The sequence below is a fragment of the Bacteroides caecigallinarum genome (assembly GCF_016901995.1).
GTDB classification, from domain to species: domain Bacteria; phylum Bacteroidota; class Bacteroidia; order Bacteroidales; family Bacteroidaceae; genus Phocaeicola; species Phocaeicola cellulolyticus.
The window spans coordinates 34,974-51,090 of record NZ_JACJLE010000013.1 but is presented as its reverse complement, the minus strand read 5'-3'; the positions used below and the strand labels follow the sequence as shown (position 1 = coordinate 51,090).

At 42.3% G+C, this 16,117-nt stretch carries 12 protein-coding genes; 3 read left to right on the top strand and 9 right to left on the bottom strand.

The features are described from left to right. Window positions 1-5 precede the first annotated feature (5 nt). Window positions 6-596, bottom strand: a complete 591-nt coding sequence (locus tag H6A61_RS04955) for a YqgE/AlgH family protein (protein WP_204391593.1) — start codon at window positions 594-596, stop codon at window positions 6-8. A gap of 28 nt (window positions 597-624) precedes the next feature. Then, window positions 625-1,110: a GNAT family N-acetyltransferase gene (locus H6A61_RS04950; protein ID WP_154044007.1), complete on the bottom strand. Its 486-nt coding sequence runs from the start codon at window positions 1,108-1,110 to the stop codon at window positions 625-627. 257 nt (window positions 1,111-1,367) lie between these two features. On the opposite strand from H6A61_RS04950, the gene H6A61_RS04945 reads away from it, so the two are divergent. Both H6A61_RS04945 and H6A61_RS04940 read left to right on the top strand, forming a co-directional pair. After that, on the top strand, window positions 1,368-1,727 hold the full coding sequence (locus H6A61_RS04945; protein WP_204391591.1) for a hypothetical protein: 360 nt from the start codon (window positions 1,368-1,370) through the stop codon (window positions 1,725-1,727). 102 nt (window positions 1,728-1,829) lie between these two features. Beyond that, the gene (locus H6A61_RS04940; protein WP_154044003.1) at window positions 1,830-4,151 is read left to right on the top strand and encodes a TonB-dependent receptor; all 2,322 of its coding nucleotides are present in this window, start codon (window positions 1,830-1,832) and stop codon (window positions 4,149-4,151) included. Window positions 4,152-4,247: 96 nt separating this feature from the next. Here H6A61_RS04940 and H6A61_RS04935 read toward each other — a convergent pair whose 3' ends face one another. The 3 genes from H6A61_RS04935 to H6A61_RS04925 are packed head-to-tail and all read right to left on the bottom strand — an operon-like array spanning window position 4,248 to window position 10,023. After that, window positions 4,248-5,624, bottom strand: coding sequence for an efflux transporter outer membrane subunit (locus tag H6A61_RS04935; protein WP_430746779.1), 1,377 nt, complete (start codon window positions 5,622-5,624; stop codon window positions 4,248-4,250). Window positions 5,625-5,645: 21 nt separating this feature from the next. Next, window positions 5,646-8,771 (bottom strand): efflux RND transporter permease subunit, encoded by a 3,126-nt coding sequence (locus H6A61_RS04930; protein ID WP_204391587.1) that lies wholly within the window; start codon window positions 8,769-8,771, stop codon window positions 5,646-5,648. 37 nt (window positions 8,772-8,808) lie between these two features. Beyond that, window positions 8,809-10,023: an efflux RND transporter periplasmic adaptor subunit gene (locus H6A61_RS04925; protein WP_204391586.1), complete on the bottom strand. Its 1,215-nt coding sequence runs from the start codon at window positions 10,021-10,023 to the stop codon at window positions 8,809-8,811. A gap of 285 nt (window positions 10,024-10,308) precedes the next feature. Here H6A61_RS04925 and H6A61_RS04920 point away from each other — a divergent pair, with 285 nt between their 5' ends. Then, window positions 10,309-11,688 (top strand): threonine/serine ThrE exporter family protein, encoded by a 1,380-nt coding sequence (locus H6A61_RS04920; RefSeq protein WP_204391584.1) that lies wholly within the window; start codon window positions 10,309-10,311, stop codon window positions 11,686-11,688. A gap of 89 nt (window positions 11,689-11,777) precedes the next feature. On the opposite strand, the gene H6A61_RS04915 is transcribed toward H6A61_RS04920, so the two are convergent. The 4 genes from H6A61_RS04915 to H6A61_RS04900 form a co-directional block, all read right to left on the bottom strand. Further along, entirely contained in the window at window positions 11,778-12,530 is a 753-nt protein-coding gene (locus H6A61_RS04915) for a lysophospholipid acyltransferase family protein (RefSeq protein ID WP_204391581.1), read from the bottom strand. 23 nt (window positions 12,531-12,553) lie between these two features. After that, window positions 12,554-13,705 carry a metallophosphoesterase gene (locus H6A61_RS04910; protein WP_204391579.1) on the bottom strand — a complete coding sequence of 384 codons (1,152 nt, stop codon included), beginning with the start codon at window positions 13,703-13,705 and terminating at the stop codon, window positions 12,554-12,556. Between the two features lie 45 nt (window positions 13,706-13,750). Then, entirely contained in the window at window positions 13,751-14,653 is a 903-nt protein-coding gene (locus tag H6A61_RS04905; RefSeq protein ID WP_204391577.1) for a vitamin B12 dependent-methionine synthase activation domain-containing protein, read from the bottom strand. A gap of 121 nt (window positions 14,654-14,774) precedes the next feature. Further along, window positions 14,775-16,115, bottom strand: coding sequence for a dihydroorotase (locus H6A61_RS04900; RefSeq protein ID WP_204391575.1), 1,341 nt, complete (start codon window positions 16,113-16,115; stop codon window positions 14,775-14,777). Window positions 16,116-16,117: the final 2 nt, after the last annotated feature.

The following is a 16,117-nucleotide window of genomic DNA, read 5'->3' as shown; positions in this document are numbered from 1 at the left end:
AGATATCAGTTCATCGATGGTATCAACGGATATTTGGACCATGTACTATACGGCTCACCCATTATAGCCAGGCTATTTTTCCACATATTACCGATATCTTCTCCCATAATTATATCTTTTCGTGGATTACTTATAATCCATGTGTCATTATCTATTTCAGTCAGTAGCTGTCCTTCATTCCATCCTGCAAGTCCCATATAGAAGCGTACCCTGCCTTCTATAGGATTTCCCTGCTTTATATATTTAAGCATCAGGTTGAAACTTCCGTTCAAGAACAGGCCGTTTCCTAAAGGTATGGACTGGTCTATCTCCTGAATGTCATGGATGAAAGATAAATTGTATCGGTTCACGGGACCTCCTTTGTATAGAGGAATTCTTGGGACATCATCCAGTTCGTGTACAAGTTCATTGAGCGACATCTGAACCTTTAGTTCTTTGTTCAGAACTATCCCAAGATTACCTTTCTTTTCGCTATTTATCAGCATTACTACGGATCTTTGAAAATGATAATCGTTTATGAGTGGCGATGCTATGAGAATTCTGCCTGTCGTAGGAGTGAGGTCGTTTGATCTTACTTGGAATAAATCTTCGTACATATTTGTATCTTCTTATAAATTATTTTATTCAAAGAATTAACTCATAATCTATCACATCAAGAAACCGGTTGAATTTCATTCCTACTTTCTTGAAATGTGATACTTGCTTAAATCCTAATTTTCGGTGTAGCCTGAAACTGTTTTCATTTCCTTCTGTGATACATGCTATGAGTGTCATAAAACCTTTTTTACGGCAAATATCAATCAGTTCTTCCATTAGTTTCTGTCCTATTCCGCGTCCAGTATGTTCTGGAGATACATATACTGTGGTTTCAAGTGTACGGCTGTATGCATCTTTTTCTTTCCATGGGTGGGCATAGCAAAAACCGGCAATTTTTCCATCTTCTGTTCGGTAAACAATATATGGATAAGATGAGGACAATGTAATTATACGTTGTTCCATCTTTTCTGTTTGCCATTCTTCTGTATCGAAAGTGGCTACGCTTTCGCGTATATAGTAGTTATAGATGGCAGCTATTTCGGCTGCATCGTTTTCTGTTACTTTTGTTATCATCGGTCTCGTTTGTTATATTCATCAAATATACGATAATTTTTTATAGATAGTCATATAAAATTATCGTTATTGATATTATTATTCTGGTTATGATGCTGTATGCTGTGATTGATATGGCTATAAAACATTGTAATAGAAATGAATTATATTATGCTGCATTATCCTTTTTTTGAGCATAAAATTAATCCCATTACATTGAATGCTTTAATATTTTGCTTATCTTTGCTGCGCAATTTATAATGAGTATAAATAGAGTTATGACAAAAAGCACTGGAGCATGGATTAGAATAACGGCCTCGCTGTTTCTTACTGTGTTTGTGGCATATTATGCCATAGTCTCTGCTTATGCCCATGTACACGTGGTGAACGGCGTAATGGTAGTGCATTCGCATCCATTCTCGGATCAGCATTCACATACAGCCGGACAGACTCTGGTTCTTCATTTTCTTACGGATTTCCATTCATTGGAAGCTTCGGAACCTTTGATTGTCGATACACCGTTTCAACCTGTATTCCTTATTGATTATACAGAACATGTTCCTACATGTCTGTTGCCGGAATTTGATTCCGGTATAGGTCTGCGCGCACCTCCTTATTCTTCATTTCTATTTGTATAGTAAGGCACCATATATGGTGTCCTGGTTTTTCGTGCCTGTATTTCTGTATAGGCATGGAATAAATACGTTGTAACTTTTTATCAAATTTATATCAATAAAGAAATGAAGAAATTATCAATATTCATTTCGGCTCTTGTGTGCGCCATAGTCAGTATGGCAGCAGGGGTCGATAACAGCCCTGTGAAAGAGGGTAATGTAATAACAGGTCATGTAATAGAAAAAGGTACAGAAAACAGTCTCCCATATGCTACAGTCATTATTGTTGAAACGGGTGAGGGAACAGTGACTGATACAGACGGATATTTTAAGCTGAAAAAAGTTCCTGCAGGTAAATATACGTTGAAAGTGAATTCTGTTGGGTATGCACAACAGACTAAAGAGGTGAGTGTGAGCGATGAATATACTGTAGATGTGCATTTTGTCCTCTCGGAAGAAACTATCATGACTGATGAAGTCGTGGTGTCTGCCAACAGAAATGAAACAAGTAGGAAACTTGCTCCTGTGGTGGTAAATGTGATGAACAATAAACTGTTCGAAATGGTAAATTCTACTGATTTGGCAAAGTCGCTTAACTATCAGTCAGGATTGCGCGTGGAGAATAATTGTCAGAACTGTGGCTTCCCTCAGGTACGTATCAATGGTCTGGAAGGGCCATACTCGCAGATTCTTATCAATAGCCGTCCGGTGATGAGCGCATTGTCTGGAGTGTATGGTCTTGAGCAGATTCCTGTGAATATGATAGAGAGGGTAGAGGTAGTGCGTGGCGGTGGATCGGCTCTTTTCGGTGCAAATGCTGTAGGTGGTACTATCAATATCATAACAAAAGATCCTGTAAACAATTCATTTCAGGTTTCTACCAATATGTCCAACCTTGGTGGAAAATCTTGGGAACAGTATATGGGAGCGAATGCCTCGCTCGTATCTTCTGATAATACATACGGTATAGCATTGTATCAGTCTTATAGAAACAGAAATCCGTACGACGCTGATGGCGACGGTTTCTCGGAACTGGGAAAACTGAATATGAATACATTCGGACTCAGAGCTTATTACCGTCCTACTCATTTCAGCCGTATCAGCCTGGAATATCATACTACAAATGAATTCAGACGCGGAGGAAGCAATTTCAATCTGCAGCCTCATGAGGCAGATATTTGTGAGCAGACTAAACATATAATAAACAGTGGAGGTCTGACATATGATGTTTTCTTCAATGAATATCGTCATAAACTCTCTGTTTACGGTTCTGTTCAGCATACAGACCGCAACAGTTATTATGGTACGCAGGAACTTGATGATCCGGGTAAGGCATACGGAACTACAGACGATTTGACTGCAGTAGGTGGAGCAATGTATGTGGGCAATATGGATAAGTGTCTCTTCTCTCCGGCTACTTTTACCGGTGGTCTGGAGTATCAGTACAATGCCTTGCATGACATCATGGCGGGATATAACCGCGATTTGAAGCAGGATGTGAAAGTGGCCAGCGCATACGCCCAGAACGAATGGAAGATGGATAAGTTCACTTTGTTGGCAGGATTCCGTCTTGACAAGCATAATCTTGTGGATAATGTGATATTCAGTCCGCGTGTGAATGCCTTGTGGAAACCATCGGATAAGGTACAGGGACGTCTGACTTGGTCAACAGGTTTCCGTGCTCCACAGGCATACGATGAGGATCTTCACGTAGCTGCGGTAGGTGGTGAGGCTATGATTATACGTCTGGCGGAAGGGCTGAAACCTGAACGCTCAAACAGTTTCAGCGGTTCGGTAGATTGGAGTGCTTCGTTCGGTCATTTCCAGTCAAACCTTTTGATTGAAGGTTTCTACACAATGCTTAATGATGTATTCTATCTTAAAAATATAGGTGAAGGCGATCAGCAGGGAACTACCATACAGGAGCGCTGTAACGGACGTGGTGCCAGAGTGTATGGAGCCAATATCGACTATAAGATTGCTCATGGCAGGGATGCCCAGTTGCAGTTAGGTTTTACTGCACAGCAAAGCAGATATACAGAGGCTGTTTATTGGAGCGAGGATGCAGATGTGGCACCTACAAAGAAGATGACGCGTACTCCTGACCTGTACGGTTATTTTACGTTTACTTCTGCTCCATTCAAGAACAAGAATTTTGATTTCTCATTGTCTGGTGTATATACAGGACGAATGCTGGTACCTCACTTTGCCGGTTATATAGAGAAAGATGTTCTTGAAAAGACTCCGGATTTTATGGAACTTAACCTGAAACTTAACTATACTTTTGTATTGAACGACCATCTGAAACTTCAGTTGAACGGTGGTGTGAACAATATGTTCAATGCTTTCCAGAAAGATTTGGATAAAGGTATAGGACGCGATTCAAAATACTTTTACGGTCCTACGCAGCCGAGAACCATATTTATAGGAATAAAATTCTTCAATTAAATACAGTTTAAAAGTCATTTAAAAACATTTCAGGCGGTGCTCTGTGATATTATCACTGAACACCGCCTGAAAACTTTAGGTATGGATTCTTTTATTTTATTTTTCGTCTTGTGACCATCCGCCGCCAAGAGCCTTGTATAGATTTACAAGAGTAATCTGCTTGTCGCGTATGGCATTACTCAATCCAATCTGTGCATCCAGATAACCACGCTGCGCATCCAGCAAGTCGATATATCCGATAACACCGTTGATATATTGCAGTTCGGCAAGGTCAAGAGCGCTTTTTGAAGCCTGTTCCAGTCTCAATCTGGTTTCGTATATATCACGTGTCTTGTTGAATTCTACGATAGCGTTTCTTGCATCCTTGAATGCGTTTAGCACTGCTTTCTCATAGGCATATGTAGCCTGTTCGTATGCGGCTTTCTTGGCTTTAAGCGCTGCGCGGTTCTTGCCGAAATTAAATATTGGGGTAATGAGCGAACCGGCAATAAGATGATGCGGAGATTTGAAAATGTCTTTTAATTCTTCACTCTCAGCTCCGTATGATGCTGTCAAAGTCAGTCTTGGAAACATATTAGTGAATGCCATTCCAACTGCAGCATTAGCTGCTATGAGAGACTGTTCCGCTTGTCTTACATCAGGACGTCTCTCAAGAAGACTTGATGGTAAACCAACAGGTAGGGTAGCCGGTAGCAACACATCTTCAGGTAGCACTGAACGGTTTATATGATGTGGATATTCACCTGTTAGGAAAGCTATTTCATTTTCTTTTAATGATATTTTCTTTTCAAGATCAGGGATGAGCGTTGCAGTTCTGGCTAATTCCACTTGAGCCTGTCTGAACGCTGTTTCGTTTGTTAATCCACCTTCATATCTGATTCTGGCAAGGTACAGACTTTCACGTCGAGCATCAACTGTCTTTCGAACTATAGACAACTCATTGTCTAATGCCACCAATTCGAAATATGATTGTGCCATTTGTGCGATAAGACTCATTTTCAGAGCGCGCTGATTTTCTATAGATCCCATAAAATCAGCCATACTCTTATCACGTGCCCAACGTAGGTTTCCCCATAAATCAAGCTCCCATGATACTCCTAATTTTATATCAAATTCATTGTCAAGTGATGGTTTATTACCACCATAATTTTCTTTTTCGTTCTCTGCATATATTTTGTTTGTTATAGCCGGAAACATGTTGGCCCAGTCGATACGCTTCATTGCTGCCAGCTCTTTGATACGTGCACCAGCTATAAGCATATCCTTGTTGTATTCAAGTGTTTTTCTTATCAGAGCCTGCAGTGTAGTGTCCGTGTAAAGTTCTTCCCAAGGGAAATCACCCATTGATGTACTGTCCATGCTCATGCTGTCAAGCACTTCTGGCATATCAATCTGAGGACGTGTATAGTGCTTTCCTAGTTGGCAACCACAGATAGTGGAAGCCATTAGGAATATGAATGTCATTCTAAATATAGATGCTATATGTTTCATATGTTATGCTTTCTTTATGTTGATACGTTTCTGTTTTATTTTGCCTGTAGCCTTGTATATCATTACGAAGAAGAAAGGTACAAGCACTATACCTACTGTAACGGCTATGATCATTCCGAAGAATACTCCGGTACCGATTGCCTGTCGGCTTGCAGAACCGGGACCTGTTGCCAATACCATAGGAAGCATACCAAGGATAAATGCCAGTGATGTCATAAGGATAGGGCGGAAACGTAATTGTGCCGCATGTATGGCTGATTCTACCACATCTCTGCCTTTATCTACCTCGTCTTTAGCAAATTCCACGATAAGGATGGCATTCTTTGCAGCAAGACCGATAAGCATTACAAGACCGATCTGGAAGTAAGTATCGTTTTCAAGTCCGCATAATGTTACTCCGGCGTATGCTCCTAGTACTGCAACAGGAAGTGAAATCAATACTGCGATAGGTACTGTCCAGCTTTCATATAGTGCCGCAAGGAAGAGGAATACGAACAGGAATACAAGTGATAATATAATACCTGTCTGTCCGCCTGCCTGTTTTTCCTGATATGACAGACCGCTCCATTCCACACCTATGTTGTCAGGAAGTTTTTCGCGTGCTATCTGTTCCAATATCTCCATTACCTGACCTGAACTGGCGCCATTGGCGGTTGTACCACGTATAACTGATGTGTTAAACATGTTGAAACGTTTGATACTACCCGGTCCAGTGGTATAGTCTGTTGTTCCAAGTGCCGTAAGCGGAATCATGTCGCCTGACGAACCTTTTACGAAGAACAGACCTATGTTCTCGCGCTGTTGGCGATAAGGAGCTTCAGCCTGGATATATACACGATAGATACGGTTGAACATATTGAAGTCGTTCACATAAACCGAACCAGTGTAAGTCTTCATTGTAGAGAATACATCTGCCATTGGTACTCCTGAGAGTTTTACCTTGTCGCGGTCAACATCGAAATATAACTGAGGAATTTCAGCCTGCAGTGATGATGACAGACCTGCAATTTCTTTACGCATAGAAGCATAATGCATCAGAGTGTCTGTAGCGCGTACCAGGTCATCGTATGTAGCCTCACCTCTGGCTTCAAGCTGCATTTCGAAACCTCCGGCTGTACCAAGTCCCGGAATTACCGGTGGAGTAGAAAGGAACACCTTGCTCTCTGGATATGTTTCAAGTTCTTTCTGAACTCGGTCCATTACCTCGTCTATCGTTGTATTGTCACGTTCTTTCCATTCTTTCAGGATGACTGTGAGCTGGCTTCTAGCTTGGCTTGTTCCCACACGTGGACTGGTACCTGTAACGTTCTGTACATATTCCACAGCAGGGTCTTTCATAATGAAGTCAATGGCTCTGTCGGTAACCTTGCGTGTACGCTCGAGTGTGGCAGTCTCTGGTAATTCAAGCTCTACGGTGAAATATCCCTGGTCCTCAACCGGAAGGAAGCTGGTTGGTACTAATCTGTGGAATACATATATGAATACGAGAACCATACCGAAACCTGCCATTACCCGGCGAGGATTCTTGATTATACGTTTTATATATTTCACGTACTGGTTATTACCGATACCCAGCCATTTGTTTATCCAGTTGAACACCCTGTTTTTAGGCTTGTTCGGATCTGTAGGTTTCAATATTAGAGAACACATCACCGGACTTAATGTCAATGCCACAACAGTGGAAAGAAGTACTGACACTACGATTGTTACAGTAAACTGGCGGTACAACTGACCTGTGATACCGGAAAGGAAACTTACAGGAACGAACACCGCAGCCAGCACCAGTGATGTTGCGATTACGGCTCCGGCAAGACCTTCCATAGCTTTCTTTGTGGCCTCGTAAGGACTGAGTTTTTCCTCCTCCATTATTCGTTCCACATTTTCCACCACCACGATGGCATCGTCCACTACTATACCGATTGCAAGTACAAGTCCCAAAAGTGTAAGCATATTGAGTGAGAACCCGAATATCAGCATGAAACCGAATGTTCCGATAAGCGATATAGGTACTGCAACCACAGGTATGAGTGTTGCTCTCCAGCTCTGAAGAGACAGGAACACCACCACAATCACCAGGAACAGGGCTTCGAACAAAGTCTTATACACCTCATGGATAGACTGCGAGATGTAGTTTGTCATATCGAACGGGAAATTGTATTCCAGACCTTCAGGGAATGTCTGGCTGATTTCCTCCATTGTATCTTTTACTCTTTGTGCCACTTCCATTGCGTTGGCTCCCGGGAGCATGTATATGCCAAGCACAGCTGCGTTACCACCATTGATTCCACTCTCGGTACTGTATGATGATGCCTCGAGCGAAACTCTTGCCACATCCTTCATTCTGATAAGTGAACCGTCGGGATTTGCTCTAAGCACTATTTCTTCAAACTGGGATGCAGAAGAAAGACGTCCCTGGGCTGTGATAGGGATAGTTATGTCGATACCGTTTGACATAGGCTGTTGACCGAGTACTCCGGCTGCCGATTCACGGTTCTGGTCTTTAAGTGCACTCTGCAAATCCTGCACTGTCAGTCCGTAATTGGCAAGTTTTGCCGGATCAACCCAAATCTGCATTGCATAATAGCGGCTACCGATATTCGATACACGGCCTACACCAGGGATACGGCGAAGAAGGTCGAGTACATATAGAGTAGCAAAGTTACTAAGATAAATCTCATCGAATTTTGGGTCATCAGACATCAGAGTCAGAGTCATAAGCTGGCTGGCAGCCTGTTTCTCCACTTCGATACCGTTCTGAACAACTTCCGCCGGAAGTCTTGATTCAGCCAGTTTCACACGGTTCTGTATTTCAACGGATGCCATATCAGGGTCGGCGGAAATGTCGAAAGTGACAGTAGCCGAGAAACTACCTGTATTCGAACTGTTTGATTCCATATAAAGCATACCCGGAGTACCGTTGAGTTCCTGCTCGATAGGAGTTGCCACCGCCTGAGAAACGGTTACGGCACTCGCACCCGGATATGAGGCGCTGATTTTAACCACAGGCGGAGTTATCTGTGGGTATTGGTCGATAGGAAGCATCATCAATCCTATGATACCTACTATGACAATAAGTATTGAGATGACAGCCGAAAAGACCGGCCTGTCTATAAAGAAACTTACTTTCATAAATGTGTAGCTTGGTTAGTTTACCTCTGTGTTAATTTCACTTGCTTGTAGTGCTGCTGTCATTGTCAGCCTTGTTTTCCTCCTGGCTTATATCTTCAGGAGCAACCTGTACTTTCACTCCCGGTGTGAGCTTGTGGTAACCTTCTGTCACAATCATTTCTCCCGGTGCCAGACCTCTTTCCACTACAACATCGTTCTTGAATTCCGGACCTATCTCGATGAAGCGTCTTTCTGCTACGGAGTCACGTCGCATCACGAATACGTATGATCCGCCTTTTTCGATGATAAGTGATTTCTTTGGAATAACTGTAGCATTCTCTCTTACGTCGAGAAGTACTTTTACGCTTGTAAACTGTCCCGGAAGAAGTACATGTTCGGGATTTGGAAGTTCAGCTCTTACCTGGAATGTACCTGTCTTTGGATTAACCTGCGGAGCCGCGAAATCCACCAGACCTTTATGCTCATATACGGTATTGTCCGGCAGTGTAACCGTTACAGTTTGTTTCCATGTACGTGTAGTATCTTTCTGACCGAATGTAACGTTTCTTTCCTTGCTTTTAAGATAGTCAAGGGCTGTCATGCTGAAATCCACGTTTACGGTGTCACTCTTTACAATTGTGGCAAGCAGTGATTTGCCTCCTGTTCCTACCAGTGTTCCCGGGTCAACAAGTCTTTCACTGATATGTCCTGAAATAGGGGAGCGTACGATGGTATATCCCAATTCCTGCTCAGCCTGTTCCAGGTCAGCCTTACTCATACCTACACTTGCCTCTGCCGTTTCGTATGCTGCAATGGCATTGTCCAGGTCCAACTGGCTGGCAGCGTTCTGCTCATAAAGCGGACGGATACGGTCCAAATCACGTTTGGCTTTCAGAGCCGTAGCTTCGTCTTTCTTCAACTGGGCTCTGGCCTTGTCTGCTTTTGCGCGGTATTGGTCCTGATTGATGACAAAAAGTATCTGATCTTTTTTAACGTAACTACCTTCTTCGAAGTGCATTCTTTCAAGGAAGCCTTCCACTCTGGCTCTTACTTCAACGAAAAGTTGTGCCCTGATTCGTCCTACATAGTCTCCATAGATTTCAACATTCTCCTGTACAACAGGTTGCACACATACAATAGGTCTTTCAACAACAGGTTTTTCTTTTCTGTTGAAGATAAGATAAAGACCTACTACTAAGATAATGCAGATGCATGAGTAAATGGCTTGTTTCTTCTTGAATTTCAAGTCCTTTCTTGTCAAAAATCGTTTCATATACAAATCTGTTAATATTTTAGATGCCGTTAAATTAATGGCAATCCATATGCCATAATTGAGACGGAGAATCTAATTTACTGAAAATAAACTGTTTAAAATGTATTGTCAAGTAGTTTTTATTATTAAAAGGTGTGTAATTTTTCCACAAAACTGTGGAAACGATATGTGATTTTTCTGTTTCTTACCAAATCCGGATATTTTTTTTGTATAATATTGCGCTACAAAGATACACATAAAATAGGAATAATTAATACCTTTGCACCCGAAAACAAAATTTACTATATGGAACATCTTCAGACGACAGAAAAAGTACATGATGAACTGCTGCTTCATCGACGAGTAGATTTACTTCTACGCACTGGAAAACTTTTGGTTGAGAGCCTTGCCGATACTAACCGTGTGGTAAGGAATATGAAGCGTACTGCCGCTTTCCTAGGTATTCCGGAAGAAAAACTTCACATCAACGTCAGCTTTACCATGCTTATGGTGAATGTGAGTGATGGTGACTATTCATTCACAAAATTCCAGAGGATAGAGGGTCATGGAGTGAACATGACTGCCATATCGGCTGTGAGCAAATTGTCATGGCGTGCAATCGAGAATGACTACACCCTTGACCAATATGAAGAGGAGCTGGAAGAAATTCGTAAACGCAAGCGTAACTATACTCCTTGGCAGGTTGCTATCGGTGCCGGTTTTGCCTGCGGTGGATTCTGTATCCAGTTCGGTTGCGACTGGGTTGCTTTCCTTTATGCGTCAATAGCTGCCATTATCGGTATGAGAGTACGTGCCAAATGTAATGAGTCAGGTCTAAATCATTACATGGGTATTGCTATAGCTGCTTTTATTTCTACAATGTTGGCATGGGCATCTACATTATTGCCTGCTTCGTGGACAACCACTCCATGGCATCCGCTTTTGGCATGTGCATTGTTCATTGTACCGGGAGTGCCGTTGATAAACTTTGTTGATGATATGCTGGACAATTATATTCAGGTCGGTATAGTACGTGCGGTCAATACATTGCTTATGGTTTCTGCCATGGCTTTCGGTATAGCATTTGCCGTTAAGATATGTCATATTGAAAATTTCTTCCCGACCATCAGTATGGTTCCTCACCACAATTATATTGAATATGCCATAGCGGCTGCCATCTCAGCAATGGGATTCTCTATGATATTCAATATACCACGCCGTCTGTTGTGGGTTGTTGCCATAGGAGGTATAATAGCTGTTTGTACACGTAACTTTGTGAACCTCGGTCCAAGTACAGACAATATAGGTCTTGATATGGGACTAGTGATAGGATCGTTTGCCGGTTCTGTATTGGTAAGCCTTATAGCTATCAAGGCTGTACACTGGTTCCACTGTCCAAACCACGTTTTGACTATCCCTTCTGTCATTCCTATGATTCCTGGAGTGCTTATGTATCGTATGCTTTTCGGTATCATCAATATGAATGTGGAATCACCTGAACAGATTTCAATCTTGATGAAGGCTATACAGAGTGGTATTACTTCCGGTATGGTGATATTATGTATTTCTCTTGGAGTTGCCATCCCTAACATCTTCGGACGTAAATACATCGCTAAAGAAAAGAACAAACGTCTGAAAGAAATTCTTGCAGAACGCAGAGCTCGTGGCAAATTCGTAGAATGGTAATCAATTCATATTGATTTTATATAAAAAAAACAGCTCCGGCATAAGGAAACAAATTCCAATATGCCGGAGCTGTTTTTTATGCTATAGATTTATTGGTCAGGATTATCAACTTTTCCTTTATATTCGTCAGGTAACGCACTTTCTATTACCTTATACGATTCTTCCATAAGCTCCTTGATGTTTTCAGGACCTTTGCATTTCGGGAAAATAGGCTTGTGGATAGTAAGTTTCATAGGATGCCATGACAACAGTTTTCCAGTACGCGGAAGTATATTGAACGAGCCGTCTATCGTCAAAGGAACGACCGGTAACTGAAGTTCGTCTGCCAGCTGGAACGCTCCTTTCTTGAAAATGCCCATGTGTCCGGTGAATGTTCTAGCTCCCTCAGGGAAAACCACCAGCGAAGTTCCGTCTTTCAGCACATGGAATGCCTGTTCTATGGTTTCGTGTATTTTTCTAGGTCCAGATTTGTCAACAAAGATAAATCCTGCCGATTCGCATGCCTTACCCACAAATGGTATTTTTCTAAGGCTTTTCTTCATCATCCATTTGAAGTTTCTTCCCAGAAAACCGTATATCAGGAAGATGTCGAACGAACCCTGATGATTTGCTACAAACACATATGATTGTTTCTGGTCTATATTTTCATGTCCTTTTACTTTTATAGGCAGAAGTAAAGTGTAACATGTTATTTGTGACCAGAGTTTTCCGGGATAATACCCCCAGAAATGTCCGTTGCCAAGATGGCATCCGATCATTGTTGTCAGTGCCGTAAGAATTGTTGTTACAAGGAATATCGGCAAACCAATGCAAATCTGATAGATAATGTACAATAATTTCATATTTATGAGTTTTTGAGTTTCTGTTATTTTTTCTTTAGTGTGATTACTGTTATTTCCGGCCATGCTCCAAGTCGCATCGGGAACAGTACGTGTCCTAGTCCTATGTTTACGTAAAGTCCTCTTTCTCCTTCCATATACATGCCGTTGTGTTCAGGATAAATGAACGATGATACAGACAACCCAAAGAACGTAATCTGCATATCGTGTGTATGCCCCGACAGTGTGAGTTCAATATCCGATTCCGGTAGAATTTGCCTGCGCCAGTGGGTAGGGTCGTGGCTCATCAGTATCTGGAACATACCTTCGGTGCCTGCTGAGGCCTCTTTCAGACGGGCATAGTCTGGGAAGGGAGGGCGTCCGCTATTCTCTACTCCTATCACTGCTATAGAGTCATTACCTCTTCTGATGATGGTATGACTGTTGTTCAGCATTCTCCATCCCATTCTGTTTTCACGGGCAATGAGAGAATCTATATTTGCAATCCTGTCTGCTTCGGAATTCCACTTGACGTATGTCCCGTAATCATGGTTTCCCAATACGGAGTAAACACCATCTTTCGCTTTCAGTTCAGAGAAAATTTCTGTGAACTCTAAAAGTTCGTCGGAACGGCTGTTTACAAGATCGCCTGTGAACAAAGCCAAATCTGCGTTTTGTTTGTTGCATAAGTCTATGGCTTTTTTCAAGGCTTCCGGATTTCCTTTCCAGCTTCCGGAATGTATGTCCGAGAGTTGCATAACCCTGTAGCCGTCGAATACTTCAGGCAGGTTTGCCGATGTGAATGTTACTTCCCTTACCTTGAAGTTTTCTTTTCCCTTTATTGCTCCGAAAAGAATGTATCCCAGCATGGCCAGAGCAGGTAGGGCAGATATGGCTGCGTGAGGTATTTTCAATCCAGAAATCTTATTGATACCCCTCAGTATAAGGCTGAATAAGACAAACGTCAGTTTTGGAATGCAGAAACATAAAGTTACGATAAGGTATATGCCGAAATAGTCGTGCAGACTGTCGTGTAAGGCTATGAAGATAGCCAGCAGCAGTAGCAGACCTATAGTAGGCCACCAAAGAAGCCTGCTGTAAAGCTTGTTTTTCTTACACCTTATATATACACGGTGTATGTACCAGTCCGGTAACAACAGCATCAGCAGAAAAAATATTGCAACTCTAAGTAAGATCATTTAGAATTAATAATTAAAAATTAATAACTAACAACTAAAAACTGATTACCCAACATTTGCCCTTAGATACTTTCTCATCTCATCGGCAGTCTTGCCACGTCTCTCAGCATAGTCGGCAAGTTGCATTTCGTCTATTTTTCCGACACTGAAGTACCTTGACTGCGGATGTGCGAACATCAGTCCACTCACTGAAGCATGAGGATGCATCATTCCGTTTTCAGTCAGAGTTATTCCTATGCGCTTCATATCCAACAAATCATCAAGCAGAAAGTTCACCGAGATGTCTGGAAGTGAGGGATAGCCTACAGCAGGACGTATTCCACAATACTTTTCATCCAACAGCTCTTTCACACTCAGGTTTTCGTCTGGAGCATATCCCCAGACCGATTTTCTGATTGTTTCATGAATCTTTTCTGCTGCCGCTTCAGCCAGTCTTTCAGCTAAAGTCTTGCATAGCATATGCTTGTAGTCATCGTCTTCGAATTCCTTTTCCATTTCCGGGTCAATTGTGGTGGCAAAACATCCCACAGTATCAGTCATACCATAGGATGCAGGTTTGACGAAGTCGCTAAGACACAGAAACGGGTCAGAGTCTTTAACTCTTGATTGTTGCCTTAACAGCGGAAATCTTGTCCCTTCCATTATCAGATTGTCGCCGTCCGAATTGGCATCCATCAGGCGGTACATGGCATAAACTTTGAAGCGTCCGTCCAGACTGTTTAGCATTCTCTGTGCCTCCTTGTGCAGTTGCATCGCCTCGGAAGCCTTTGGTCTTTCATCTTCTTTGAAAGATACGAGCCACATTGCACGGCAGCCGTCACAACCATGAATATCGGCTATTGACGAATATTTTGGTTGAAATCCCCATGCGTGGAAAAAGTAAATCCAGTTTATGTAATCAGCCAGTTCGTGTATGTCGTATTCTTTTACGGTGATGTCTGTATGCATTTGGGAAATTAATAATTAAAAATTAATAATTAATAAGTTATTAGATATTAGTTTTTAGTTGTTAGAGCCATTCGGATGGAACTAATAACCAACAACTAAGAACTAAAAACTAATTTTACAATCATCTGTCGAATACCAGTGCCTGACCTCTGTGGGCAGTATTTACGGTATCATTTTCGTAAACCACAGTTCCGTTTACCAGAGTTTTCTCAACCTTGGCATGGAAGTTTCTTCCCTCCATAGGGCTCCATCCGCAGCGGCTCTTTATACAGTCAGTTGTGACAGTCCATTCATGATTAGGATTTAGTATCACCAAATCTGCTTTATATCCTTCGCGGATAAATCCTCTTTCCTTAATCTGATACAGTTTGGCAGGAGCATGACACATTTTCTGTACAAGCTGTTCCACTGACAGCACGCCTTCCTTGACAAGCTCGTAAATACTTACCAATGAGAATTGCAGGCTAGGCATACCCGATACAGCCTTCAGTGCACCGCCCTGTTTTTCAGAGAGAAGGTGAGGGGCGTGGTCGGTGCCTATCACATCAATCAGATTACTGCTTAGTGCTTTTCTCAGAGCGTCACGATCAGCACGTGTTTTGATGCTCGGATTACATTTTATGCGTCCGCCAAGAATCTTGTAGTCCTCATCGCAGAACATAAGGTGAGAAACACAAGCCTCCGAAGTTATTTTCTTTTCAGAAAGAGGTTTGTCTTCGAACAATTCCAGTTCCTTGGCGGTACTTACATGAAGGATATGAAGACGTGCTCCAGTTTCCTTAGCCAATTTCACTGCAAGCGATGATGAGTTATAGCAGGCTTCCTCGCTGCGGATTATCGGATGAAGAGAAATGTCAGCCTCTTCGCCATACTTTTCTTTTACTTCGGCAGTGTTGCGGCTAATTACGGTCTGGTCCTCACAGTGAGTGGCAATCAGCATTCCTGCTTCGGAGAATATTTTCTTCAGAGCTTCCATGCGGTCCACAAGCATGTTGCCTGTACTTGCGCCCATAAACAGTTTCACGCCGCAAACGTGAGTCTTGTCAAGATTTTTAAGCTGGTCGGCATTATTGTTCGTTGCCCCGAAATAGAAAGAATAGTTCACCACGCACTTGGTAGCGGCATCGGCAAACTTGTTTTCCAGAGCCTCGATGGTAGTGGTCTGCGGATTGCAGTTAGGCATATCCATGAACGAAGTCACACCTCCGGCAGCAGCTGCAGCGGTTTCTGTAGCCATATCAGCCTTGTGTGTAAGTCCAGGGTCGCGGAAATGCACATGGTCGTCAATCACTCCAGGAAGCAGGAAGCAACCTTCTGCGTCAATGGTCTCGTTTATATCACATTCAGGCGTAGCATTGCCTTCGATAATTCTGTATATTGTTTCATACTCAGTAACAACCGAGCCTTTAAACTGTCTGCCTTCGTTCACGATGACAGCATTCTTTATCCAAATTCTTTTCATCT

Coding starts and splice junctions, on each gene's coding strand:
- H6A61_RS04955 (WP_204391593.1), bottom strand. CDS start 596: ATGTACGAAGATTTATTCCAAGTAAGATCAAACGACCTCACTCCTACG.
- H6A61_RS04950 (WP_154044007.1), bottom strand. CDS start 1,110: ATGATAACAAAAGTAACAGAAAACGATGCAGCCGAAATAGCTGCCATC.
- H6A61_RS04945 (WP_204391591.1), top strand. CDS start 1,368: ATGACAAAAAGCACTGGAGCATGGATTAGAATAACGGCCTCGCTGTTT.
- H6A61_RS04940 (WP_154044003.1), top strand. CDS start 1,830: ATGAAGAAATTATCAATATTCATTTCGGCTCTTGTGTGCGCCATAGTC.
- H6A61_RS04930 (WP_204391587.1), bottom strand. CDS start 8,771: ATGAAAGTAAGTTTCTTTATAGACAGGCCGGTCTTTTCGGCTGTCATC.
- H6A61_RS04925 (WP_204391586.1), bottom strand. CDS start 10,023: ATGAAACGATTTTTGACAAGAAAGGACTTGAAATTCAAGAAGAAACAA.
- H6A61_RS04920 (WP_204391584.1), top strand. CDS start 10,309: ATGGAACATCTTCAGACGACAGAAAAAGTACATGATGAACTGCTGCTT.
- H6A61_RS04915 (WP_204391581.1), bottom strand. CDS start 12,530: ATGAAATTATTGTACATTATCTATCAGATTTGCATTGGTTTGCCGATA.
- H6A61_RS04910 (WP_204391579.1), bottom strand. CDS start 13,705: ATGATCTTACTTAGAGTTGCAATATTTTTTCTGCTGATGCTGTTGTTA.
- H6A61_RS04905 (WP_204391577.1), bottom strand. CDS start 14,653: ATGCATACAGACATCACCGTAAAAGAATACGACATACACGAACTGGCT.
- H6A61_RS04900 (WP_204391575.1), bottom strand. CDS start 16,115: ATGAAAAGAATTTGGATAAAGAATGCTGTCATCGTGAACGAAGGCAGA.